Here is a 24,103-nt window from a genome sequence, read left to right as displayed (position 1 = left end):
CTCCTTAGGCGCGCGCAGGGATCATTTCACCGAGTGAAACAGTGGATTGCAGTTTCTGGCCATTCCCTCGCAACCGGCCGGGGGCGAACATGAGCCCACTTGAGCTTCAGCCCCTGGCGGCTCACCGGCCCGTTTGCACCCGAGGAGAATCGAAATGGACACAGCGTCGAAACCGCAGCCCTCGCCCTGGCATGAAGGTGAGCTGACCCTGCAACGTGCCGTCGGCGCGGTGGAGATGATGGTCGGTGTCGGCCATCGGCAACTGGCCCGCGACTGGATGCCGGATCAGCACCGCGAGTTCTATGCGCAACTGCCCTTCGTCGTGCTCGGCGCCGTTGATGGCCAGGGCGACCCGTGGGCGACGCTGCGCACCGGTCAACCGGGCTTCATGGATTCGCCGTCGCCGCAGGTGTTGAAGATCAAACTCGACGCGCAGCCCAATGACCCGGCCAATCAAGGCCTGCAGCCCGGCGACGCGATCGGCATGCTCGGCATCGAGCTGCACACCCGTCGGCGCAATCGCATGAACGGCAATATCAGCCGCCGCGAGGACGACAGCCTCGAGATCAGCGTGACCCAGGCTTACGGCAACTGCCCGCGCTACATCAACCTGCGCCACTACGCGTTCGTCGACGAAACCACCGACACCGCGCTCGACCTGCCTGTCAGCGAACCCTTGGTGCGCGACATGATCACCGCCGCCGATTCGTTCTACGTGGCCACTTACGTGGTGCGCGACGGTGAGCGGCAAGTCGATGTGTCCCATCGCGGCGGCAAATCCGGTTTCGTCCATATGGACGAGGACGGCACCCTGACCATCCCGGATTTCTCCGGCAATCTGTTCTTCAACACCTTGGGCAACATCCTGCTCAACCCGCGCGCCGGGCTGACCTTCATCGATTTTGAAAGCGGCGATCTGTTGCAGATGACCGGCAGCGCGGAAGTGCTGCTCGACGATCCGCAAATCGCCGCGTTCCAGGGTGCCGAACGTCTGTGGCGCTTCAGGCCACAGCGCATCGTTTACCGTCAGGCCGCATTGCCACTGCGCTGGGCCGAGCAGCCGGAAGGCGATTCGCCCAATTCGCAAATGACCGGCAGCTGGGAACAGACCCGCGAACGTCTGCAGGCCGAGGCGCTGCGCAACCAATGGCGTGCGCTGCACGTAACGCGTGTAGTCGATGAGAGTCCGCAGATCCGTTCGTTTTACCTGCAAGCTAACGATGGCTTCGGCCTGCCGCGCTTCGAACCGGGCCAGCACTTGCCGATCAAGATCTTGCTCGACGGTCAGGATGCCGCGTCGATCCGCACCTACAGCGTGTCCAGCGCGCCGTCGGACGAGTTTCTGCGCATCAGCGTCAAACGCGACGGCTCGGTGTCTTCGCATCTGCATGATCGGGTCCAGGCACTGGATTTGATCGAAGCCCGCGCGCCGCAAGGCGATTTCACCGTCGACGCCACCGAACGCCGGCCACTGGTGCTGTTGGCCGCAGGGGTTGGGGTAACGCCGCTGCTGTCGATGCTGCGCGAGGTGGTCTATCAGGGCAAACGCATCAGCCGCATGCGCCCGACCTGGGTGGTGCAAAGCAGTCGCACCGTCGAGGATCTGGCCTTTCGCGAAGAAATCGACGCCTTGGCTGCGCGCGCCGGTGACAAGGTCAAGGTGCTGCGCGTGGTCAGCCAGCCGCCGCTGGACGCAACAGCGCAGGGTTACGATCATGCCGGGCGCATCGACGTCGCCCTGCTGAAGAGCCTGCTGCCGCTGGATGACTACGATTTCTACCTGTGCGGCCCGGGCAGTTTTACCCAGGCGCTGTACGACGGCCTGCGCAAAATGCGCATTCCCGACGATCGCATCCACGCCGAAACCTTCGGCCCGTCGACGCTGATCCGCGATGTCGAAATCAGCACCCCGGCGCCGCCGCAGGTGCCGGTCGCGGAAGAGCCGGTCAAGGTCTTATTCGCCACGTCCGGCAAGGAAGCACGCTGGGAACCGGGCAGCGGCACCTTGCTGGAACTGGCCGAGGCGCGTGGCTTGAACCCGGAGTTCAGCTGTCGCGGCGGCTCGTGCGGCACCTGCAAAACCCGCCTTACCAGCGGCCAGGTGCACTACCTCACCCCGCCGGCAATGCGCCTGGCGGACGACGAAGTGCTGATCTGCTGCGCCGCCCCGGCGCAGGGCAGCGAAACCCTGGTGCTGGACGTTTGAATAATGAGGAGGTGCACCATGAAGCCGTATGCAGAAACCAACGTGGTTTGGCCGCAAGAGAACACCGGACTGTCCGCCAGCGAATGCGAACGCAGTTTTTTGCTGCCGCAACTGATGGGCTCGCTCGCCGGTGAAACCTGCGCGTTGACGGGCTCATTCAATCAACGTGAGCATCTGCCTTCGAGCCCGAACGGCTGGTTTTCCCGTGGGCTCAAGGCGTTGTTTGCTTAGGCTTTGCCAACAGCCGCCACCCTGCCCGCCGGCCGGTGCTGGCGGCTGGTGACCAGGCCAATGAACGAGATCAGCAACGCCAGGCCAATGGTCGAAGTCACTTCCAGGCGATGTTCAGGGGTGATCATCATCACTGCCAACGCCGCGCAGATAAAGGCGATGACCAGCCAGGTGAGCCAGGGAAACAGCCACATGCGCAAGGTCATTTCGACCTTTTCCCGTTCCAGTCGGCGGCGCATGCGCAACTGCGAAATGGCGATCACCAGATACACCAGCAAGGCAATCGCGCCGGAGCTGGCGAGCAGGAACTGGAACAGCCCGGCCGGCATGAAATAGCTGAGTAACGTCACGCCTGCGCCGATCACCGTGCTGGCAATGACCGCCGCGCGTGGCACGCCCGCCGCCGAAGTCACCTTCAATGCCGGCGGCGCATCGCCGCGTCGGCCCAGCGAATAGAGCATGCGCGAGGAAATGTAGATCGAGGAGTTCATGCAACTGGCCACCGCGATCAACACCACAACGTCGACGAGAAATTTGGCGTTGGGGATGTTCATCAGTTCCAGTGCGCGCTGGTAGGAACCGACCGAGGCGAGCTGCGGGTCATTCCACGGCACCACGGAAATCACCACGAAGATCGACAGCAAATAAAAAATGCCGATACGCCAGATCACCGAGCGCGTGGCCTTGGCGATGTTTTGCGCCGGGTTGTTCGACTCCGCAGCGGCGATCGTCACCGCTTCGGTGCCGATGAAACTGAACATGATGGTGATGAACGCGCCGACCACCGCCGACATGCCGTTGGGCGCAAAGCCGCCGTGCTCGGCCATCAGCGTGCTCAAGCCACTGGCTTCGCGCTCGGGAATCCAGCCCATCAGCACCGCAAAGCCCAAGCCGATGAAACCGATGATCGCGATGACCTTGGCCATGGCGAACCAGAATTCGAACTCGCCGTATTTCGACACGCTGAACAGGTTGGTGATCACCAGCAGCACGATCGACAGCAAGGCGAACAACCACGCATCGACCTGGGGAAACCACTGATTGAGCACGTGCCCGGCGGCCAGTGCTTCGATGGGAATTACCAGCACCCAGAACCACCAGTAGAGCCAGCCGATGGTGAAGCCGGCCCAGCGGCCAATGGCTTGATCGGCGTAGGTGGAAAACGAGCCGGTGTCGGGATGCGCCACGGCCATTTCGCCGAGCATGCGCATCACCAGCACGACCAGCAGACCGGAGAACAGATAAGCGAGCAGCACCGCAGGTCCTGCGGCGGCGATGGCGTGGCCTGAGCCAACGAAAAGTCCTGCGCCGATGATGCCGGCAATGGAAAGCATGGTGACGTGACGCGGTTTGAAACCTTGCGCCAACTGACCGTTGGAGTCCTTGGGGTTCAGGCTAGTCATGGGTTCTTATTGTTCTCATGATCGACGTTTGGGCCACTGACTGAGCGTCAGGCGATCATCATTTCCGGTGGCGGCATCAGGCGAAAGCTGCGACGCAGACGCTTTGCCGACGAAATGATGCTTCACCTTACGTGGCCCGACCGCCGCGCAACTAGCCTGAGTGCGGCATGCCGATGTCTGATTTCGACATGCCACTCTCAGGCCAGCATGGGTCGGCGGCAACCGCTGCGGCGATTTACAGCGTGTAGGAAATCCCCACCTGCACGGTTCGCGGCGCGCCCGGGTAGGCGTAAACGTTGCCGAAGGCGCCTTCTTCGTAGTCGCGGTCGAAGATGTTTTTCACATCGAGGTTGAGCCGCACTTTATCGTTGACCTTGTAGAAGCTCAGCAGGTCGACCACGGTGTAACTGCCCATGGAAAACGCGGTGTTGGCGGTCTGCCCGGCGCGCTCGTCGACGTATTTCAGACCGGTGCCAAGGCCGAGACCTTTGAGCGTGCCGTCCTGGAACTCGTACATGTTGAGCAGGCTGAAGCTGTTCTTCGGAATGTTCAGCAGGCGGGTGCCGGAGCGCAGCGTGTTGTCCTTGGTCACCTCGGCGTCGACGTAGGCGTAACCGCCGACTACTCGCCACTCAGGGGTGAGGTTGCCGGTGACGTTGACGTCGAAACCACGGCTGCGTACTTCACCGGCGGCGACGCTGAAGGTCGAATCCACCGGGTCGGTGGTCAGCACGTTGCGTTTTTCGATCTGGTAGATCGCCGCGTCGACGCTCAACTGCTGATCCAGCGCTTCCCACTTCACGCCCATCTCGTAGGATTTACCCTTCTCCGGGGCGAAGCCGCCGCCTTCGCGACTGGCGCCGGTGTTGGGCTTGAACGAGCGCGCGGTGTTGGCGTACACCGCCAGGGTATCGGTCAAATCGTAGGTCACGCCGATACGCGGGGTGACGGCGTTGTCGCTGGCCTGCCAGCTCTTGCCGCCCGGCACGTAGGTTTCGTAATCGTGCTCGAAGCGCTCGAAACGTGCGCCGGCCAGCACTTTCAGTTTGTCCGTCAGTGCGACCTGATCCTGCACGAACGCAGCGTAGGTCTTGAGGTTTTCCTTATCGTGAGTCGGTGTGCGGGTCAGCGCCGGGCGTGGCTGGCCGTAGACCGGATTGAAGATGTCGATCGGGTAGGCACTGACCGCGCCGCTGGAGCGCTGGATGATCGACTTGTAATCGTAATCTTCATACTCGATGCCGGTGAGCAAGGTGTGCTGCAGACCGCCAGTATCAAAATGCCCGGTGAGGTTGAGCTGGGTGTCCTTGTCGGTCCATTCCAGCTTGCGGTAGTTGAAGTTGCGCCCCAGCGTGCGGCCGTCAGCGGCAATGCCGTTGGCCTCGATCGCGTTGCCCTTGAGCGAGCCGTCGAGCCACTGGAAACCACCGCCCAGGGTCCAGTCGTCGTTGAGCATGTGCTCGAAACGCAGTTGCGCCATGTTGTTGTCGTTGTGCAGCTTGCCGACGTCCTTCTCGCCAAAGAAGGTATCGCGCGAGGCAGTGCCGCTCTGCGCCGGGTAGCGCGTCACGCCACGATCGAGCGGCGCGTTGTTGCGCATGAAATCGCCTTCGAATATCAGCTTGGTCGCGTCGGTGGCCTGCCAGGTCAGCACCGGCGTGATGCCGTAGCGCTCGGTCTCGACATGATCGCGGAAGGTGTCACCGCCCTCGCCCACCACATTCAAGCGATAGGCCAGACGCCCTTCTTCATCCAGCGGCCCGGAAGCGTCGAGGGTGCCGCGCTTCATGCCTTGGTCGTTCAATTGGCTGCCTAACGTAACGGTGCGCTCGGGCAACGGCTGTTTCGACACCACGTTGAAGGTACCGCCGGGATCGCCACGGCCATAGAGCATGGTCGCCGGACCGCGCAGCACTTCCAGACGCTCGATGGTATTGGCGTCGGGCATATTCGGGTAGCCACGGTTGATCGGGAAACCGTTGCGGTAGAACTCACCCGTAGTGAAGCCGCGCACGGTGAAGGTGGTCAGGCCCTGCCCCCCGAAGTTGTTCGCCCGTCCGACGCCGCCGGCGTAATCCAGCGCATCCTGCAAACGCGTGGCGCCGAGGTCTTCGACGGCATCCTTGGTCACCACGCTGATTGACTGCGGGGTTTCATGAATCGAAGTGTCGGTGCGCGTGGCGCTGGCCGAACGCGTCGCGCGATAGCCTTGCACCGGGCCGTCTGCCCTTTCGTAATCCGCTGTGCCGACCACATCGGTGGCTTCCAGCTCAAGCGTTGAAGAAGTCGGTTCGGCTGATTCAGCCCACGAGGAAGAAGACAACGCCTGCAGCACACATATGGAAAGCAGAGTTCGACGCATGAGGTGAAAACCTTTACGAATAGGCCAGAACGAAGGGCAAAACCGCCATTGAAAACGCCGCGCATGGTATACGGTCGCATTAGTAATTGAAACGTATTCCTATTTGTCATGTTGATCAGGATTGGTGAGCGAGATTCATCACTCCATCCTGAAACCGCGCATTATCAGCAGCGCGTCGATGGCCTAGGCTCGTAGAGATCCGACGTCAATCGATGGCTGCGCCGCGCTACGTGTGCGCCGCCAGCCTGTCTGAAAGGAATTTGCAGATGAAATTCGACACCCCGGCCGGCTCCAATCCGATCGATCAACTGAAGGTGATCGGCCAGCCTGCCGACCGCATCGACGGCAAGCTGAAAACCACCGGCACCGCCCCCTACGCCTACGAGCAAAACGCAGCGGTGCCGGACGCCGCCTATGGCTATATCGTCGGCGCCGGGATCGGCAAGGGGCGCATTGCTTCGATCGATTCGGCAAGCGCGCGGGAAGCGTCCGGGGTGATCGCCATCGTCACTTACGAAAACGCCGGGCCATTGGCCAAAGGCGAGTTTTACGTAGCCAGGGCCTTGGCCGGGCCGCAGGTCGATCACTATCACCAGGCCGTGGCGATTGTCGTTGCGGAGACCTTTGAACAGGCCCGCGCGGCTGCCGGTCTGCTTGAAATTCGCTACGTGGCCGCACCGGGTTCGTTCGATCTCGCAACTGCGAAAGACTCCGCAACCCCACCGCCACCGGCCGGTTTCGGCCCGCCGCCGCAGACCAGCGTCGGTGACTTCGAAGGCGCCTTCAACGCTGCGCCAGTGCAAATCGATCAGCACTACAGCACGCCTGACCAGGCCCACGCGATGATGGAACCGCACGCAACCATTGCCCGCTGGAGCGGCACGCCGTTGACTTTGTGGACATCGATCCAACAGATCAACTGGGGCGTGCGCGACCTGGCGAAAACCCTCGGCATCGCCAAGGAGGATGTGCGCCTGATCTCGCCGTATATCGGCGGTGGTTTCGGCGGTAAGGGCACGATTCTTTGCGACGCAGTGTTGGCATCCCTGGCCGCTCGACATGCCGGGCGACCGGTGAAAGTCGCGCTGCCGCGGCCGCTGATGTTCAACAACCTCACCCATCGTCCGGCGACGCTTCAGCGCCTGCGCATCGGTGCCAACCGTAACGGCGTGATCACGGCGATCGGCCACGAGAGCTGGTCGGGCAATCTGCGCGGCGGACGCGCCGAAGCGGCCACCGCGTCAACCCGCTTGCTTTACGCCGGTGCCAATCGGATGACCCGTTTGAATCTCGCCGTGCTCGATCTCGCCGAGGGTTCGGCGATGCGCGCGCCGGGCGAGGCACCGGGGATGATGGCGCTGGAAATCGCCATGGATGAACTGGCGGAAAAGCTGCAGATGGATCCGCTGCAACTGCGCATCCTCAACGATTCGCAGGTCGATCCGGAGCAACCGGCGCGGCCGTTCTCCAAACGGCAGTTGGTGGAATGCCTGAACACTGGGGCCGAACGCTTTGGCTGGCGTCAGCGCAACCCTCAACCCGCTCAGCGCCGTGAGGGCGGTTGGCTGATCGGCATCGGGCTGGCCTCGGCGATTCGCGGCGCACCGACGACCGCTTCGGCGGCGCGGGTGCATCTCGATCGTCAAGGCGTCATCACCGTGGAAACCGACATGACCGACATCGGCACCGGCAGTTACACCATCATCGCCCAGACCGCTGCCGAAATGATGGGCGTGCCGCTGGAGCGTGTCGTGGTGCATTTGGGCGATTCGCGGTTTCCGGAATCGTCGGGCTCCGGCGGCCAGTGGGGCGCGGCCTCCTCCACTGCCGGCGTGTATGCCGCGTGTGTGAAACTGCGTGAAGCCGCTGCTCGCGCCGTCGGGATTGACCCGCAGCAAGCGGAGTTTGTCGACGGGCAAATTCGCGCAGGCTCGCAGCAGGTTGGCTTGGCTCAGGCCGCAGCCAATGGCGAGCTGACGGGCGAGGACCGCATGGAATACGGCGATCTGGCCGAGCGTTTTGCCCAGCAGACTTTCGGCGCGCATTTCGCCGAGGTCGCGGTCAATGCGGCGACCGGCGAAATTCGCCTGCGTCGGCAACTGGCCGTGTGCGCCGCCGGGCGCATCCTCAACCCGAAAACCGCGCGCAGCCAGATCATCGGCGGCATGACCATGGGCGCCGGCGCGGCATTGATGGAAGAGCTGGCGGTGGATCATCGAATCGGCTTTTTCGTCAATCACGATCTGGCCGGATACGAGGTGCCGGTGCACGCCGACATTCCCCATCAGGAAGTGATCTTTCTCGATGAAGTCGACCCGTATGCCACCCCGCTGAAGGCCAAAGGCGTCGGTGAGCTGGGTATCAGCGGCGCGGCGGCGGCGATCGCCAACGCGATCTATAACGCCTGTGGCGTACGGGTGCGCGATTATCCGATTACGCTGGATAAACTCATCGGCGAGTTGTCCTACCCGGTCTGAGACTGGATCACGCAGGATATCGCCCATGTACCCCACCACCCCCGATGGCCGCTATTTTGTGGTCAAGCAACAGCTGTGGCGTTGCAGCAATCCATCACTGCCAGCCGCCAAGCGTGAGGCGTTTGTAGCCGAACTCATGTCAGCGCGGCGTGCGGTCAAAGAGGCGAAGCGTGCGGAGGATGCACAGGCATTGAAGTCGGCGAGAGCTCGCGTCAACGAGGCGAAGATTGGGCTGGGTGAGCGCGGGCCGGTGTGGTGGGATGACGGCAGCCCGGATTACAACCGATTCAAAGTGAGCAATACACCGTATGCGCAGTGGTTTGCCCAACTGCCAGACAAGAACGGCGGACCTGCCTGAGTACTGATGGCCTGTAGAACCCCAATCAAACAAGCAACGCAGGTCCCCTGTGGGAGCGAGCTTGCTCGCGAATGCATTGGGTCAGGCAATGAAGATGTTGAATGTGCCGCCCTCTTCGCGAGCAAGCTCGCTCCCAGATTGGATTTTGCATGTCGCCGGGATTTGGCACACGCCGCGAAAACCTGTGGGAGCGAGCTTGCTCGCGAAGGCGTTGGGTCAGGCGATGAAGATGTTGAATGTGCCGCCGTCTTCGCGAGCAGGCTCGCTCCCACACTGGATTTTGCGTGTCGCCGGGATTTGGCACACGCCGCGAAAACCTGTGGGAGCGAGCCTGCTCGCGAATGCATTGGGTCAGGCAATGAAGATGTTGAATGTGCCGCCCTCTTCGCGAGCAAGCTCGCTCCCACACTGGATTTTGCATGTCGCCGGGATTTGGCACACGCCGCGAAAACCTGTGGGAGCGAGCTTGCTCGCGAATGCATCCGGTCAGGCGATGAAATATTGAATGTGCCGCCGTCTTCGCGAGCAGGCTCGCTCCCACAGGAACCAGCGGCGAAGCTCAGACTTGCAACAACTGCCGGGTCATCGCCATCGAGGTTTCCAGCGACTGTCCGGTGCGCTGCAATTTGTTCAGCAGGCTCGCGCCGAGCCAGAGCTGATACAGCGTCTCTGCCAACTTGCGCGCATCGCCCTCCGGCAGGCTTTTGTCGGTCTGGCCTTGTTCGATGCATTCGGTGATGCGCGCGACGATGCGTTCGGCGCCGTCGCGCAGGGTCAGGCGCATTGATTCGGAGAGGTCGGCGACTTCGGCGCTGAGTTTCACCACCAGGCATTCATCGCCGTGGCCTTCGAGGGTGCAGCGGTTCTGCCAGCCCTGCCAGTAATCCATCAAACGCTCGAAGGCAGTCAGCCCAGGCAATGTCAGGCGGCGCTCCATGTCGGCGAGGTAGTCGACGAAGTAATCCTCGAGCAGCGCCTGGCCGTACAACTCCTTGGATTTGAAGTAGTGATAGAACGAGCCCTTCGGCACGCCGGCGGTCTGCAGGATCTCGTTGAGGCCGACGCTGGTGAAGCCCTTCTCGGCCATCATCCGGTGGCCGGTGTCGAGCAAGTGTTGGCGGGTGTCGTCAAAGGTCGGCTTCATGGTGCGCAAAATTCCAGACAATAGACCAGTCGTATAGTTTTCAGGACCGGGAGTTTGCCATAACCGACGGGCAAAAACATTTTCTGAAAAAATTACTAGACGACTGGTCTAATTGGAAACTATGCTGCGCCCCGACACACAAATTCATGCGGCACCGACAACAAGCGAATCCCTCGCCTTCTGCCGATGCCAGACCAACCCAAGGGTGCTCTATGAAAATCTTGATGGTTCTGACTTCCCACGATCAACTCGGCAACACTGGCAAGAAAACCGGTTTCTGGCTGGAAGAGTTCGCCGCGCCTTACTTTGCCTTCAAGGACGCCGGCGCCGACGTCACCCTGGTATCGCCTGCCGGCGGCCAGCCTCCGCTCGATCCGAAAAGCGATGAGCCAAGCGCGCAGACTGCCGAAACCGATCGCTTCCGCGCCGATCCGGCCGCACAACAGGCACTCGCCACCACTGGCCGTCTGGCTGATGTGAAGGCCGAAGATTTCGATGCCGTGTTCTACCCAGGCGGCCACGGTCCGTTGTGGGATCTGGCCGAAGACAAGGCCTCGATCGCGCTGATCGAAGCCTTCGACCGCGCCAACAAACCTCACGGTTTTGTCTGCCACGCACCCGGCGTGTTGCGTCATGTGGTGCGCGCTGACGGCCAGCCGATCGTCAAAGATCGCGACGTCACCGGTTTCACCAACGCCGAAGAAGCTGCTGTTGGTCTGACTGACGTGGTGCCGTTCCTCATCGAAGACGAGTTCCAGCGTCTGGGCGGGCGTTACTCGAAAGTCGCCGACTGGCAGGTGCATGTGGTCGCTGACGGTCAACTGGTCACCGGCCAGAACCCGGCCAGCTCCGCCGCCGTTGCCGAAAAGCTGTTGAAGATGCTCGGCTGAATCCCTCGCTCCAACCCGATCAACGCCGCGTGCGTACAGCCCGGCGTTGTTTTTTTGCCCAGTCAATAGTCGACTGGTCTAATCAGATTCAAGGCTTACTCCATGAATAACGCTTTCTTCACGCCTGCCAAATTGGGCGCCCACACCCTGAAAAACCGCATCGTCCTGCCGCCCCTCACCCGCCAGCGCAGCACGCAACCGGGCAATGTCGCCAACGAATTGATGGCCGAGTATTACCAGCAGCGCGCCGGTGCCGGTTTGCTGGTCACCGAAGGCACGCAGATCGAACCGCGCGGGCAAGGTTATGCGTGGACGCCGGGCATTCACACGCCGGAGCAGATCGCCGGTTGGCGCAAAGTCACCGAGGCGGTGCACGCCGTGGATGGCGTGATCTTCGCCCAGCTCTGGCATGTCGGTCGGGTCTCGCACACGGCGTTGCAGCCCAACGGCGATGCGCCGGTGTCGGCCTCTGCGGTCGCCACGGACCGCGTCAGCGTGTTCATCGAAACCGCGCCCGGTGTCGGTGAACTGGTGCCGCCGTCCGCTCCGCGCGCGTTGAGCACCGATGAAGTGCAGGAACTGATTCAGCTGTACATCCAGGCCGCGCGCAACGCGATGGATGCGGGTTTCGATGGCATCGAACTGCACTGCGCCAACGGTTATCTGGTCAACCAGTTCATCTCCGCCCACAGCAACCTGCGCACCGACCTGTACGGCGGCTCACTGGACAATCGCTTGCGCTTCTTGCGCGAAGTGGTGGCCGGCGTCGCCGAATGCATCGGCAAGGACAAGGTCGGTGTGCGTTTCGCGCCGTTGTTCACTACCACCGATGAAGCGCGGACGTATCTGGGCCTGGTCGAGGAAGATCCGCACACAACTTACATTGCCGCGATCAGGATTCTCGAAGACGTGGGCATCGCCTACCTGTCGATCGCCGAGGCCGACTGGGACAACGCGCCAGCCATGCCGCAGACCTTTCGCCAGGCCGTGCGCGACACGTTCAGCGGCGCGATCATTTATGCCGGTCGCTACACCGCCAAAACCGGCGCGCAATTGCTTGAGTCGGGGCTGGCGGATCTCGTCGCGTTTGGCCGACCATTCATGGCCAACCCGGACCTGCCGGCGCGGATTGCCAATGACTGGCCGTTGAATCAGTTGAATCCGGCGACGGTGTATGGCGGCGGTGCCGAGGGGTATATCGACTATCCGACCTACCCCGCATAAGAACCCAAAACAAGTTCCTGTGGGAGCGAGCCTGCTCGCGAAGGCGGTGGGTCAGTCAGCATTTGTATTGACTGACAGGACGCTTTCGCGAGCAGGCTCGCTCCCACAATAGGATGTCAGTGGCCGCTAAAACCTATACATATCAAACAATCTGTATAACTATTGGAGTTCGAATCGTTCACCGGACTTCGCTCCATGCCCCCTGCCCACCGCTTGCTCCTGATCCTCGGCGACCAGCTGTCATTCGACCTGGCGTCCCTGCAGCCACTCGATCCCCAGCAAGACCTGCTGCTGATGGTCGAGGTCATGGAGGAAGCGACCCACGTCGCCCATCATCCGCAAAAGATCGCTCTGATCTTCAGCGCCATGCGCCACTTTGCCGAGGCGTTGCGCGATAAAGGCTTCCGCGTCCAGTACGTCACCCTCGATGACCCGAACAACAGCGGCTCAATTCCCGGCGAACTACAGCGCTGGCAAACCCTCACCGGCGCCGAACAGATTCACATCACCGAATGCGGCGACTGGCGCCTTGAGCAATCAATCAGAGATTCGGGCTTGCCCGTGCACTGGCATTCAGACAGCCGCTTCCTCTGCTCCCGCGAAGAATTCTCCAATTGGGCCAGCGGCAAGAAACAGCTGCGCATGGAGTTTTTCTATCGTGAGATGCGGCGCAAGAGTCGGCTGCTGCTCAATGGCGACGGCACGCCGGTCGGCGGTGCGTGGAATTTCGATGCGGAGAATCGCAAGGCCCTGCCCAAACACGCCAAACCGCCCTACCCGGCGCGTTTCGCCAATGATGCAATCACCCAAGAGGTGCTGGTATTGGTCGGCGAGCGCTTCGCCAGCCATTACGGCACGCTGGATGACTTCAATTACCCGGTGACCCACGCCGATGCCCAGGCCCTGTGGCAATACTTTCTCGACTATGCGCTGGCCGGCTTCGGTGATTACCAGGACGCCATGGCCAGCGACGAACCGTTTCTGTTTCACGCGCGGATCAGTGCCGCGCTGAACATCGGCCTGCTCGATCTGCGCCAGCTGTGCAGCGATGTCGAGGCGGCGTACTGGTCGGGGAGCATCGGCCTCAACGCGGCCGAAGGCTTCATTCGGCAGCTGATCGGCTGGCGTGAATACGTGCGCGGTGTGTATTGGCTGAAGATGCCGGATTACGCCGAGGGCAACGTGTTCGGCAACTCGCGTCCGCTGCCGGAGTTCTACTGGACCGGGCAGACACAGATGAACTGCATGCGCCAGGCCATCGGCCAAAGTCTGCAACATGCCTACGCGCACCACATCCAGCGCCTGATGGTCACCGGCAACTTTGCCTTGCTCGCCGGGATTGCGCCGAAGGAAATCTGTGAGTGGTATCTGGCGATCTACATGGACGCCTTCGACTGGGTCGAACTACCCAACACCCTTGGCATGGTCATGCACGCCGATGGCGGTTATCTCGGCTCCAAGCCTTACTGCGCCAGCGGCCAGTACATCAATCGAATGTCGGATTACTGCGGCGACTGCGCCTACAAGGTCAAGGAAAGCAGCGCGGACGATGCCTGCCCGTTCAATGCGCTGTACTGGCATTTCGTCATGCGCCACGGCGATATCCTGCGCGGCAATCAGCGCATGGGCATGATGTACAAGAACCTCGACCGCATGCCGCTGGCCAAGCAGGATGCACTGTGGCAACGCGGACAAATGCTGTTGGCGAAACTGGATAGCGGCGAAGCTTTCTAGTGCGCCTCAGGCCTGCCCGGCCATCCCGTTGCGCCCCGCCGCTTTCGCCCGGTACAGCGCCTGATCGGCGGTCTGGATCAACGCCGGCAGCGAATCCAGCTGAGCGCCCGTCCCCACCGCCATGCCGATACTCACCGTAATCCGAGCAAACGGACTGCCCGGGTGGGCGATGTTCGCCTGCTGCAAACGCTCGAGCATCAGTTGCGCCACCACGGTCGCACCGGCGCTGTCGGTGGCCGGCATGATCACCGCCATTTCCTCGCCACCGTAGCGCGCGACCAGATCCGAGGGGCGTCGCACGCAGCCTTCAAGAATCTTGCTGACCGCTTGCAGGCAGGCATCGCCAGCGACGTGGCCCAAGGCATCGTTGAACAATTTGAAGTGGTCGATATCGATCATCAGCAAGGCCAGCGAGGTCCCGTCACGCTGCGCGCGCCGCGCTTCCACGGTCAGGGTTTCATCGAAACAGCGGCGGTTGGCCAGGCCGGTCAGCGCGTCCTTCAGCGCCAGCAATTCCAGCTGCCGATTGGACGCAAGCAGCTGCTGTTGGGCATCGCGCAACGCCTCTTCAGCCTCAGTGCGGCGGCGGATATCGAGAATCAGGAACCAGCCGATCAATCCGGTCAGCCCCAGCAGCCCGATCACTACCACCGCCGACAGCGCCGCTTCGATGCGCCACGCCGCTAGCGCTTCATCCTTGCCCAGGGCCACGGTGGTGATCAGCGGCAGGCTTTCGCTTTTACGGAACGCGTAGAGCCGCTCGACACCGTCGAGGCTGGAGGTGTAGGAGGCAGTGCCGACCGAGCGGTCAACGAGGTATTTGGCGTAGATCGGCGATTTGGAGAAGTTGCGGCCCATGTCCTGCTCGCGGAACGGATAGCGCACCAGCAGCGTGCCATCGGTGTAAGACAGACCGATCGCGCCGTCCTGGCCAACGTCGAGTTTGCCGAACACCCGCAGGAAGTTCTCCACCCCCAGCGTCACCGCTACCACGCCAGCGAACTGCCCGCCGTCGTCGTTGAAGCGCCGACTGATAGTCACCACCCATTCGTGATTGGCACGGCTCTGGATCGGCGGGCCAATGAACGGCTCGCGGCTCGGGCTGTCACGGTGATGAATGAAATAGGCGCGGTCGCTGCTGTTGGCGCCCTCCGGAATCGGCCGGTTGGAGGACATCAGCCAATGCCCGTTCCGGTCATAGATGATGATGCCGCTGAGCTGGGGCATCAGCGGCTGCTGGCGGTCGATCAGGCTCTGGATGCGCTGAATCTGCGCCGGGCCGTTGCCCTCGGTTTCCAGACGCTCGACCAGCCCGAGCAAGAGCAGCGAGCTTTGCCGGACGATGCCTTCGGTGTAGGTGTTGAGCGCCTGGGTCAGGTTCAGGCCATGCACGTCGACTTCCGCCAGCGCACGCTCGCGCGAAGACCAGACTTTCCAGATCGTCAGCGAAGTCAGGGAACAACCGATCACCAGCAGCAGGAGCATTACAAGGCGAGTATCACGCTTCACGTCAGTACCTTAAGGAAGTCCGGTATCCATTCCAGCCATCATTCGAACGTCGGCACTCACGGCGGCCACGTGTTCCGGGGCGCAAGCATACAAGCAGTGTGCAGCGGCTGCAGCAACAGAGTGTGCAGTGCTAAGCAGCGGGTTTGAGGATTTCCACGAGAAAATCGATGAACACGTTGATCCGGCTCGAACCACGGTGGTTGGGCAGGTACAACGCGTTGATGCAACTGCTGGCGCTGCCGGGGTTGACTTCATAATGCTCAAGCAAGCGCGTCAGGCGCCCGGCGGCGACGTCGTCGCGCACCAGCCAGTCGGCCAGCAACGCCACCCCGCCACCGCCAATCGCGGCTTCGCGCAGGATGTCGGCGTTGTTGCTTTGCAGGCGACCCTGGACGTTGAGCTGAATCGGCTCTTCGTCGCCCTGAAAGGTCCAGTGGTGATGGCTGCCGCCGTAATCGAAACGCAGGCATTGATGCTCGAGCAGATCCCGCGGATGTTCGAGCACGCCGCTGCGCGCCAGATAATCCGGGCTGGCGACAATCCAACGCTGAAAGTGGCCGACGCGTTTGCTGACGATGTCTTCGCTGACCACCGTCGAGCCGAGCCGCACCGAAACGTCGATCTGCTCGCTGAGCAAATCGCTGACCTGATCGCTCAGCGACAGACTGATCTCCAGCCCGGGATGGCGTTCAAGCAGGCGACTCAGGTGCGGCGCAATCAGCCGGCGGCCAAACTCCACCGGTACGCTGATGCGCAAGCGGCCCTGGGCATCACTGCCACGATCGGCGACCACCGCGTCGGCTTCGTCGATGGCATCAAGAATCGCCACGGCTTTCTCGAAATAGGTCTGGCCGGCGACGGTCACGCTGGTGTTGCGCGTGGTGCGATTGAGCAGGCTGGCGCCCAACTCGTTTTCCAGCCCCGCCACTTGCCGTGTCACCGAAGACGTCGAAATCCCAAGCTTGCGCGCCGCCGAGGAATAGCCTCCGCAGCGCACGGTTTCAACAAACATCTTCAAGGCCAGCAACTTGTCCATAAGCGGGGTCCGGTGGTGAGGGAACGCCGCTGATTGTGCATCAGCGCTCGCCACACGTCTTGTATCGTCGTGCTTGCCGGGCCTCATCGCGACCTCAGCCATCAGCCTTGCGACCCAGGAACATTGCCAGCGCCAGCGCCGGCAACACCGCTACGGCGACGGCCGAGAGGTTCCAGCCGAAGTGTTCGTACAGCGGGCTGGCGACCAGTGAGCCGAGGGCGCCGCCAACGAAAATGCTGGTCATGTACACCGCATTCAGGCGTGCGCGGCTGTGCGGGTCGAGGGCGTAGACCTCACGCTGGCCGAGGACCATGTTCAATTGCACGGCAAAGTCCAGTAGCACCGCACACACCACCAGCCATACGTAACCACTGCCCGGCAACGCGGCGATCAACAGTGACAGCGGCGCCAGCAGCAACGCCACCAAGGTACCGCGACGACCGTGCCCGGCATCGGCCAGACGCCCGGCAATCGGCGCGGCAATTGCACCCACCGCACCGACCAGGGCGAAGATCGCGACTTGCGCCTGGCTGAAGCCGTGATGACGCATCAGCTCAATTGGCGCCAGGGTCCAGAACAGGCTGAAACTGGCGAACAGCAAACCCTGATACAGCGAACGCTGGCGCAACACAGGAAAGCGCCGGGCCAGGGCAAACACTGAACCGATCAACGCGACATAAGTGGCTTTGTGCGTCGGCACCCGGCGCGGCAATGCCACAGCGGTAATCAGCGCGATCACCGCCATCAGTGCCGCCGCGCTGTAAAACACCCCGCGCCAGCCGAACACTTCAACCAACAGACTCGACAGCGGCCGCGACAGCAGAATCCCCAACAACAGGCCGCTCATGATGTTGCCGACCACGCGCCCCCGGCTGGCTTCCGGCGCCAGATGCGCGGCCAACGGCACGAGAATCTGCACCGCCACCGAGGTCAGGCCGATCAGCAAAGAGAGCAGCAGAAACAGCGACGGCGAATGAGTCAGGCCAGCACACAGCAGCGTGACACTCGCAGCGAGGGTGAAGCCGACCACCAGACGGCGGTTCTCCATCAGATCGGCCAGCGGCACCAGCAGCAACAAGCCCAGCGCATAACCGAATTGGGTCAGCGACACGATCAGACTGGCATTGGCGCTGGACAGGCCGATCTGCGGCGCGATCAGTTCGACGATGGGCTGCGCGTAATACAGGTTGGCGACGACCGCGCCGCAGCAGAAGGCCAGAAACGCGACCATCAGGCCGGAGAGTGAAGCAGGCTGTTCGGCCGGGGCCGCAACGGCAGGGTTGCCCGTAAGCATGGTGACACCTCGTTGAGTTCGGGAAAGTTGTGCCAAGGCTACGGTCAGCCGGCGGCAGCGAGAATCCGTGCCACTGGCAACGCACTGATGCGCGGCGCGCAACGTTGCTTGTGGCGCAACGCGCTGTTGCGTGGGCCGGTGATTCTCCGCTGCAAGCGTCTTCTCTACGCTTTGGCCCTGGCGCTGACGTCCGCATCGGCGCCCTTCCCCCGGCTGCTACAAGGAGCGTTTCCATGACCCGCACTGCACTCGTCCTGCCACTGTCCGCCGCGTTTTTCTGCCGACCATGAACAGCCATTTGCTCAAATCCAGAACCCTGTGGATCAGCGTCGCCGTGCTCGCGGTGATCGGTCTGATCGTCGCCGTCGCGCTGATGTGGCGCCCGGCGATCGCGCCAATCAAACGCCCCACGTCATTCGATACTGCGCAGTTGCAACGCGGCGCACGGGTGGTCGAGGCCGGCGACTGCGCGGTGTGTCACACCCGCCCCGGCGGCGAATACCTGGCTGGCGGGCTGCCGCTGGTGACGCCGTTCGGCACGCTGTACAGCACCAACATCACCCCGGATGCGCAGACCGGCATCGGCGAATGGTCATTGCCGGCCTTCGAGCGGGCGATGCGTGAAGGCATTGCCCGCGACGGCCACTTTCTCTACCCGGCGTTTCCTTACGTGCACTACCGGCGCATGAGCTCCGAAGACATCGCCGACGCCTATGCCTACCTGATGAGCGGCCCCGCCGTACACGCCCCGGCGCGGCAGAACCAGATGAATTTCCCGATGAACATCCGCCCGCTGGTGTCGTTCTGGAATCTGCTGTTTCTGCATGGCGAGCCACTGACGCCGCTGGCCGAACACAGCGCGGCATGGAATCGCGGACGCTATCTGGTCGACGGCCCGGGCCACTGCGCCGGCTGCCATTCGCCGCTGAACCTGATTGGCGCGGAGAAATCTTCGGAGTATCTGCAGGGCGGCAGCGTCGATGGCTGGGAAGCGCCGGCCCTGGTCGGCCTCGGGCAACGCGCCAATCCGTGGAATCGCGAGCAATTGGTCGGCTATCTGCGCGCCGATGTCGTCGATGGTCACGGCACACCCGCCGGCCCGATGCGCCCGGTCAGCCTGAGTCTGGCGCGCTTGCCGGCCAGTGAAGCCGAAGCGATTGCCGACTACCTGCTGAGCCTGCAAAACCCGCACGCGGTGAGCGAAACCACCGCGAAAAAGCAGCCAGGTATTCCAGCGGATCACACAACCGGCGCCCTGCTCTTCAGCAGCGCCTGCGCCGGATGTCACGCGCCCGCCGCGCCGATGCGCGAAATCGACGGCCGCCCAGGCCTGCAAAGCACTTCGGCGCTGCAAGCGGCCAGCTCGCGCAACTTTCTCAAGACCGTGCTCGAAGGCGTGCCCGCCATTCCCGGCGCGCCCGGCCCGGTGATGCCGCCATTCGCCGCCAGCCTCGACAACGCCCAGCTCGGCGCCCTCGCCGCGTATCTGCGCGAGCAAGCCAGACCCGATCAGCCATGGGCCGACCTTTCTTCCACTATTGAAGCGTTACGTCAGGAGACGAAATGAGCCAGATCACTCTCACCGTCAATGGAGCCGCCCAAGCGCTTAATCTGGAGCCGGACATGCCGCTGCTGTATGCGCTGCGCAACCACTTGAACCTCAACGGCGCCAAGTACGGCTGTGGCCTGGGCCAGTGCGGCGCGTGCACGGTGATCGTCGACGACCAACCGGTGTTCGCCTGCCTGACGCCTTGCGCAGGCCTTGAGGGGAAAAAGATCCGCACCGTGGAAAGCCTCGGCAGCGCAGAGAAACCCGGCCCGTTGCAGGCGGCATTTATCGACAAGCAGGCCGCGCAATGCGGTTACTGCATCGCCGGCATGCTGATGCGCGCGCAGGCTTTGCTCGAAAACGATCCGCACCCGGACGAACAAACCATCCGCGAACACATGGCCGGCAATCTGTGCCGTTGCGGCACCCATTTGCGCATCATCGAGGCGATCAAGCAGGTGGCCGGGCACAACGGGAGCCGGACATGAGCGAAGCAAACGGCTTGAACCCCAGCCGCCGGGCCTTTCTGCGTGGCGGCGCGCTGCTCATGGCCTTCACCCTGATGCCGGTAGCGCGGCGTGCCTTGGCCGACACCGAAGTCGACACCCTTGGCACCGTGGTGCTGGCCCCCGATCTGCCCGGCAGCCTGCGCACCAACCCATACCTCGACGCGTGGATTCGCATCGGCGCCGACGGCATCACCGTGTACACCGGCAAGGTCGAACTGGGCACCGGGGTGAAAACCGCGTTGCTGCAAATCGCCGCCGAGCGTTTGCAGGTGCCGGCCAGCGCGATCAACTTGCTCACCGCCGACACCGCGCTGACGCCCAACGAAGGCTACACCGCCGGCAGCCACAGCATTTTCGACAGCGGCACCGCGCTGTACAACGCTGCCGCGCAGGTGCGAGAAATGCTCGTCGACGCCGCCGCGCGCAGCTGGCAAATCGACGCTGTGCAACTGAGCACTCGCGACGGCATCATCGAAGGGCCGACCGGCCAGCGCATGGCTTATGCCGACGCGGTCAGGCATGTCGATGTGCACCAGTACGCCAAGGCGCAATCACCGGCGATGGCGGCGGCCGATTTCAAACTGATCGGGCACAACCTGCCGCGTCTGGACATACCGGCCAAGGTCAGCGGCGGCGCGGCGTTCGTGCAAGACATGCGCCTGCCGGGCATGCTGCATGCGCGGGTGATTCGCCCGCCGCGTCCCGGCTGCACGTTACAGGCGTTCGATGCCGCGTCCATCGAGGCGTTGAACGGCGTGGTCAAAGTGATTCGCGACGGCAACTATCTGGCCGTGGTCGCCCATGATGAGTGGCAAGCGATCAAGGCCATGCGCGCCGGCATGGAAAGTGCCAAGTGGAGCGGCGGCGAGGCGATTCCCGAAGCCGCCGGGATTCATGATTTGCTCAAGCAATTGCCCTCCAAGCGCTATCCGATCAGCAACAACGGCAATCCCGGCGGCGCGACCGAAACGCGTTTCAAAGCGCGGGTGACCAAGCAATATTTGATACACGGTTCGATCGGCCCGTCCTGTGCGGTGGCCTGGTTCAACGACGGCGTGCTCACAGTGTGGACCCACACCCAGGGCGTCTATCCGCTGCGCGCCGGTATCGCCGAGATGCTGCGGCTGCCGCCGGACCGCGTGCGCTGCATTCATACCGAAGGCTCGGGTTGCTATGGCCACAACGGCGCCGATGATGCCGCCGCCGATGCCGCGCTGATCGCCATGCGCCTGCCGGGCACGCCGGTCAGGGTGCAATGGATGCGCGAGCAGGAAAATCTCTGGGAGCCGTACAGTTCGGCGATGGTCACCGAAGTCGATGCCGGCCTCAGTCAGGGCCGTTTGCAGGACTGGAACTACGAGCTGTGGACCACGCCGCACAACGAACGCATCGTCAATGCCGGGCGCCTGCTGCCGGCACGCCTGTTGGCGAAACCCTTCACCTCGGCGCCCTCGGTGCCGATCGCCCAACCCGAAGGTGATGGCGATCGCAACGCGGTGCCGCTGTACGAGCTGGGCGCGACGCGGATCAACATGAATTTCGTCACCACCATGCCGTTCCGCACTTCGGCCATGCGCTCGCTGGGTGCGCACATCAACATCTTCGCCATCGAGGCGGGTATTGATGAGTTGGCGATCAAGGCTGGCCTTGATCCGCTGGCGTTGCGCCTGGCGCATCTGAGCGACCCACGTGCCCGGGCTGTGATTGAACGCGTGCGTGACGAAATCGGCTGGCCCCACAAGAGCAACGAGCCCGGCGCGGGGATCGGTTTTGCCTTCGCCCGCTACAAAAACATCATGGGTTACTGCGCCCTTGCGGTGAAATTGCGGGTGCATCCGCAAACCGGCGAGATCCGTGTCGATCATGTGGTGACAGCGGTCGATGTTGGCCAGATTGTCAGCCCAGATGGCCTGCGCAATCAGGTCGAGGGCGGCATCGTCCAGTCGGCCAGCTGGACGCTCTACGAAAAAGTCGCCTACGACGCCGGCGGCATTCGCAGCTACGACTGGAGCGGTTATCCAATTCTGCGCTTTACGCAATTGCCAAAAAAAGTCGACGTGCATTTGCTTGATCAACCGGGCGAACCCTTCCTCGGTGCTGCCGAAATCGTCCAAGGGCCAATGGCTGCTGCTCTCGGCAACGCGGTCAGCAATGCCACCGGCCGGCGCTGGCTGAATCTGCCGCTGACTCGCTCGAGCCAACCCGCCTGAACCACGCCCGCGTTCATCAGCGATGAGCGCGGGTGCCGTTGCGTTGCGCGCAAAACTGCGTAGCGCCGGCCACGGATTATCAGCCCCGCCACCCCCGGTTAAGTTACCTGCACAGCGCGCGGCACCTGGCTGCCGCGCTTGAATCCTACTCACCGAAATCCGGAGCTACCCATGACCCGTCGCCTGTTTCAACCTATCGCACTCGGCCCTTACACCCTTGCCCACCGCGTGGCGATGGCGCCCCTGACCCGCTCACGCGCCGGCCAGCCGGGCGATGTGCCGACGGCGATGAACGCCGAGTACTACCGCCAACGCGCCAGTGCTGCGCTGATCATCACCGAGGCCACGCAGATCTCCCAACAGGGCCAGGGCTATGCGTGGACGCCGGGGATCTACACCGATGCGCAAGTGCAGGCGTGGCGCGAAGTCAGCACGGCGGTGCACGAGGCCGACGGTCTGATCTTCATGCAGCTGTGGCACGTCGGCCGGGTTTCCCACCCGAGTTTCCAGCCTGACGCCGGTTTGCCAGTGGCGCCAAGCGCCCTGCCAGTGCCGGGGAAGACCTTTATCGTCGATGAACAAGGCAATGGCGTGTGGGGTGATGTGCCAGTGCCGCGCGCTCTCGAAACGGCGGAAATCGCCGACATCGTCGAAGACTATCGCCGCGCTGCGCGCAACGCGTTGAACTCTGGCATGGACGGCGTGGAGATCCATGCCGGCAACGGTTATCTGCTCGACCAGTTTCTCAACAGCAACAGCAACCAGCGTGATGACGCCTATGGCGGCAGTGTGGAAAACCGTGCGCGGTTTTTGCTCGAAGTGGTCGCTGCCGTGGCTGATGAAGTCGGCGCCGAGCGCGTCGGCGTACGTCTGACGCCAATGGGCCGCTTCATGGGCATGGGCGATGACACGCCTGAAGCGACCTTCGGTTATCTGGTCGAAGCGCTCAACCAGTGGAATCTGGCCTACCTGCACCTGGTCGAGCCGGCCATGGTCGGCACGGTCAAGGACGAAAACTTCGACCCGCGCTGGGACGCGATCATCGCCCAGTTGCGCCAGACCTGGAACGGCGTGCTGATCCTCGCTGGCGGTTACGACGCCGAGTCCGCTGAACAGGCGCTGAACGCCGATCGCGCCGACATCATTGCTTTTGGCCGGCCATTTTTGGCCAACCCGGACCTGCCGCGTCGGCTGCACGACGGGCTTGAACTGAACACGCCGGATCCGAGCAGTTTCTTCGGCGGCGATCAGCGTGGTTATGTCGATTATCCGTTTCACGCCTGAGGCTTGGGCTTCATAACTTTTAAGGTTTGTTTAAGGACTTTAAATAAAGCCTGCGGCCAGACTTTGCCCATCGATCAGGAGAGCCGCCATGAACCCGCAATCGGTGAAGTCAGACCCTTCCTGCCACCTGGCGCGCCCACTGGGCGCACTGTCCGGCTGGCAGGAACGCCGCGCCAAGGCCTACATGCTGCACGATCTGAGCCGCAGCCTGCGCGTCAGCGAGATTGCCGAACATTGCAATCTTTCACGCAGCCACTTTTCCCGGGCGTTCAAGATCGTCACCGGCTGCTCGCCTCAGGAATGGATGCTGAAGATGAAGATCGACAAGGCCAAAGGGCTTTTGCTGACCTCGATGGCGATTACCGAGATTGTTTATGAATGCGGATTTTCCGATCACTCGCACTTCACCCGCACGTTCGGGCGCATGGTGGGAATGCCGCCGAAGGTCTGGCGCCAACTGATGTGCGGAGCGCGGGTGGCGCTGGTGGATGCGGATGTGTGGCGGCTCAGCGATGGGTTGCTGAATTCGACGATGGGCCAGCGCTTGACGGAACTGCGGCCCTGAGTCGGATTTCAAAGGGTTTTGTTCACTCCTCCCTTTTGGCCGCGATTTTTCGCGGCTTTTTTTTGCGGTAGAGCGCTGGTGGTCGGCGTTGGTACGGCGGTGAACTCCCCCCTCACCC

General features: G+C 62.5%; 19 protein-coding genes. 13 read left to right on the top strand and 6 right to left on the bottom strand.

All coding sequences use genetic code 11. The annotated features are described in order from the left end of the window. The first annotated feature begins 154 nt into the window (after positions 1-154). On the top strand, positions 155-2,206 hold the full coding sequence (locus tag AAEZ10_RS14385) for a 2Fe-2S iron-sulfur cluster-binding protein (RefSeq protein ID WP_350569721.1): 2,052 nt from the start codon (positions 155-157) through the stop codon (positions 2,204-2,206). An 18-nt stretch (positions 2,207-2,224) separates the two neighbouring features. Then, on the top strand, positions 2,225-2,437 hold the full coding sequence (locus AAEZ10_RS14380; RefSeq protein ID WP_122706258.1) for a hypothetical protein: 213 nt from the start codon (positions 2,225-2,227) through the stop codon (positions 2,435-2,437). Here AAEZ10_RS14380 and gabP read toward each other — a convergent pair. Both gabP and AAEZ10_RS14370 read right to left on the bottom strand, forming a co-directional pair. Further along, entirely contained in the window at positions 2,434-3,840 is a 1,407-nt protein-coding gene (gene gabP / locus AAEZ10_RS14375; RefSeq protein WP_160769482.1) for a GABA permease, read from the bottom strand. The two genes, AAEZ10_RS14380 and gabP, sit on opposite strands and share 4 nt — an antisense overlap. 235 nt (positions 3,841-4,075) lie before the next feature. Next, on the bottom strand, positions 4,076-6,202 hold the full coding sequence (locus AAEZ10_RS14370; protein ID WP_350569719.1) for a TonB-dependent siderophore receptor: 2,127 nt from the start codon (positions 6,200-6,202) through the stop codon (positions 4,076-4,078). A 266-nt stretch (positions 6,203-6,468) separates the two neighbouring features. Here AAEZ10_RS14370 and paoC point away from each other — a divergent pair, with 266 nt between their 5' ends. The 3 genes from paoC (at position 6,469) to AAEZ10_RS14355 (ending at position 9,542) form a co-directional block, all read left to right on the top strand. Further along, on the top strand, positions 6,469-8,679 hold the full coding sequence (gene paoC / locus AAEZ10_RS14365; protein WP_350569717.1) for an aldehyde oxidoreductase molybdenum-binding subunit PaoC: 2,211 nt from the start codon (positions 6,469-6,471) through the stop codon (positions 8,677-8,679). Between the two features lie 25 nt (positions 8,680-8,704). Further along, positions 8,705-9,037: a hypothetical protein gene (locus tag AAEZ10_RS14360; protein ID WP_350569715.1), complete on the top strand. Its 333-nt coding sequence runs from the start codon at positions 8,705-8,707 to the stop codon at positions 9,035-9,037. 61 nt (positions 9,038-9,098) lie between these two features. After that, positions 9,099-9,542 carry a hypothetical protein gene (locus AAEZ10_RS14355; protein ID WP_350569713.1) on the top strand — a complete coding sequence of 148 codons (444 nt, stop codon included), beginning with the start codon at positions 9,099-9,101 and terminating at the stop codon, positions 9,540-9,542. A 54-nt stretch (positions 9,543-9,596) separates the two neighbouring features. Here the strand turns inward: AAEZ10_RS14355 and curR are convergent, their stop codons facing one another. Beyond that, positions 9,597-10,181: a TetR family transcriptional repressor CurR gene (curR, locus tag AAEZ10_RS14350; RefSeq protein WP_016770670.1), complete on the bottom strand. Its 585-nt coding sequence runs from the start codon at positions 10,179-10,181 to the stop codon at positions 9,597-9,599. 212 nt (positions 10,182-10,393) lie between these two features. Here curR and AAEZ10_RS14345 point away from each other — a divergent pair, with 212 nt between their 5' ends. From AAEZ10_RS14345 to AAEZ10_RS14335, 3 genes are all read left to right on the top strand, one after another. Continuing rightward, complete coding sequence (locus AAEZ10_RS14345) at positions 10,394-11,071, top strand: type 1 glutamine amidotransferase domain-containing protein (RefSeq protein ID WP_122692540.1); 678 nt, start codon at positions 10,394-10,396, stop codon at positions 11,069-11,071. A 102-nt stretch (positions 11,072-11,173) separates the two neighbouring features. Then, complete coding sequence (locus AAEZ10_RS14340) at positions 11,174-12,295, top strand: alkene reductase (RefSeq protein WP_350569711.1); 1,122 nt, start codon at positions 11,174-11,176, stop codon at positions 12,293-12,295. A gap of 195 nt (positions 12,296-12,490) precedes the next feature. Then, a complete protein-coding gene (locus AAEZ10_RS14335) occupies positions 12,491-14,029 on the top strand; it encodes a cryptochrome/photolyase family protein (RefSeq protein ID WP_350569709.1) in 1,539 nt (512 codons plus the stop codon). 6 nt (positions 14,030-14,035) lie between these two features. Here AAEZ10_RS14335 and AAEZ10_RS14330 read toward each other — a convergent pair whose 3' ends face one another. From AAEZ10_RS14330 to AAEZ10_RS14320, 3 genes are all read right to left on the bottom strand, one after another. Beyond that, positions 14,036-15,538, bottom strand: a complete 1,503-nt coding sequence (locus AAEZ10_RS14330; protein WP_122692537.1) for a sensor domain-containing diguanylate cyclase — start codon at positions 15,536-15,538, stop codon at positions 14,036-14,038. A gap of 130 nt (positions 15,539-15,668) precedes the next feature. Then, positions 15,669-16,574, bottom strand: a complete 906-nt coding sequence (locus AAEZ10_RS14325) for a LysR family transcriptional regulator (protein WP_016774792.1) — start codon at positions 16,572-16,574, stop codon at positions 15,669-15,671. A gap of 94 nt (positions 16,575-16,668) precedes the next feature. Beyond that, on the bottom strand, positions 16,669-17,868 hold the full coding sequence (locus tag AAEZ10_RS14320) for an MFS transporter (RefSeq protein ID WP_350569706.1): 1,200 nt from the start codon (positions 17,866-17,868) through the stop codon (positions 16,669-16,671). A 298-nt stretch (positions 17,869-18,166) separates the two neighbouring features. On the opposite strand from AAEZ10_RS14320, the gene AAEZ10_RS14315 reads away from it, so the two are divergent. From AAEZ10_RS14315 to AAEZ10_RS14295, 5 genes are all read left to right on the top strand, one after another. Further along, positions 18,167-19,435: a c-type cytochrome gene (locus AAEZ10_RS14315; protein WP_350569704.1), complete on the top strand. Its 1,269-nt coding sequence runs from the start codon at positions 18,167-18,169 to the stop codon at positions 19,433-19,435. Beyond that, the gene (locus tag AAEZ10_RS14310; protein WP_350569702.1) at positions 19,432-19,905 is read left to right on the top strand and encodes a (2Fe-2S)-binding protein; all 474 of its coding nucleotides are present in this window, start codon (positions 19,432-19,434) and stop codon (positions 19,903-19,905) included. The genes AAEZ10_RS14315 and AAEZ10_RS14310 overlap by 4 nt, the downstream gene beginning before the upstream one ends. Then, complete coding sequence (locus AAEZ10_RS14305) at positions 19,902-22,136, top strand: xanthine dehydrogenase family protein molybdopterin-binding subunit (RefSeq protein WP_350569700.1); 2,235 nt, start codon at positions 19,902-19,904, stop codon at positions 22,134-22,136. The genes AAEZ10_RS14310 and AAEZ10_RS14305 overlap by 4 nt, the downstream gene beginning before the upstream one ends. A gap of 171 nt (positions 22,137-22,307) precedes the next feature. Beyond that, positions 22,308-23,420 (top strand): alkene reductase, encoded by a 1,113-nt coding sequence (locus AAEZ10_RS14300; RefSeq protein ID WP_350569698.1) that lies wholly within the window; start codon positions 22,308-22,310, stop codon positions 23,418-23,420. Positions 23,421-23,508: 88 nt separating this feature from the next. Then, positions 23,509-23,985 (top strand): helix-turn-helix domain-containing protein, encoded by a 477-nt coding sequence (locus tag AAEZ10_RS14295; protein ID WP_016774798.1) that lies wholly within the window; start codon positions 23,509-23,511, stop codon positions 23,983-23,985. Positions 23,986-24,103 lie beyond the last annotated feature (118 nt).

Source organism: Pseudomonas sp. H26/SER47-MNA-CIBAN-0231 (assembly GCF_040310465.1).
Classification (GTDB): Bacteria; Pseudomonadota; Gammaproteobacteria; order Pseudomonadales; family Pseudomonadaceae; genus Aquipseudomonas; species Aquipseudomonas atacamensis.
This window is presented reverse-complemented; position numbering and strand designations above follow the sequence as displayed.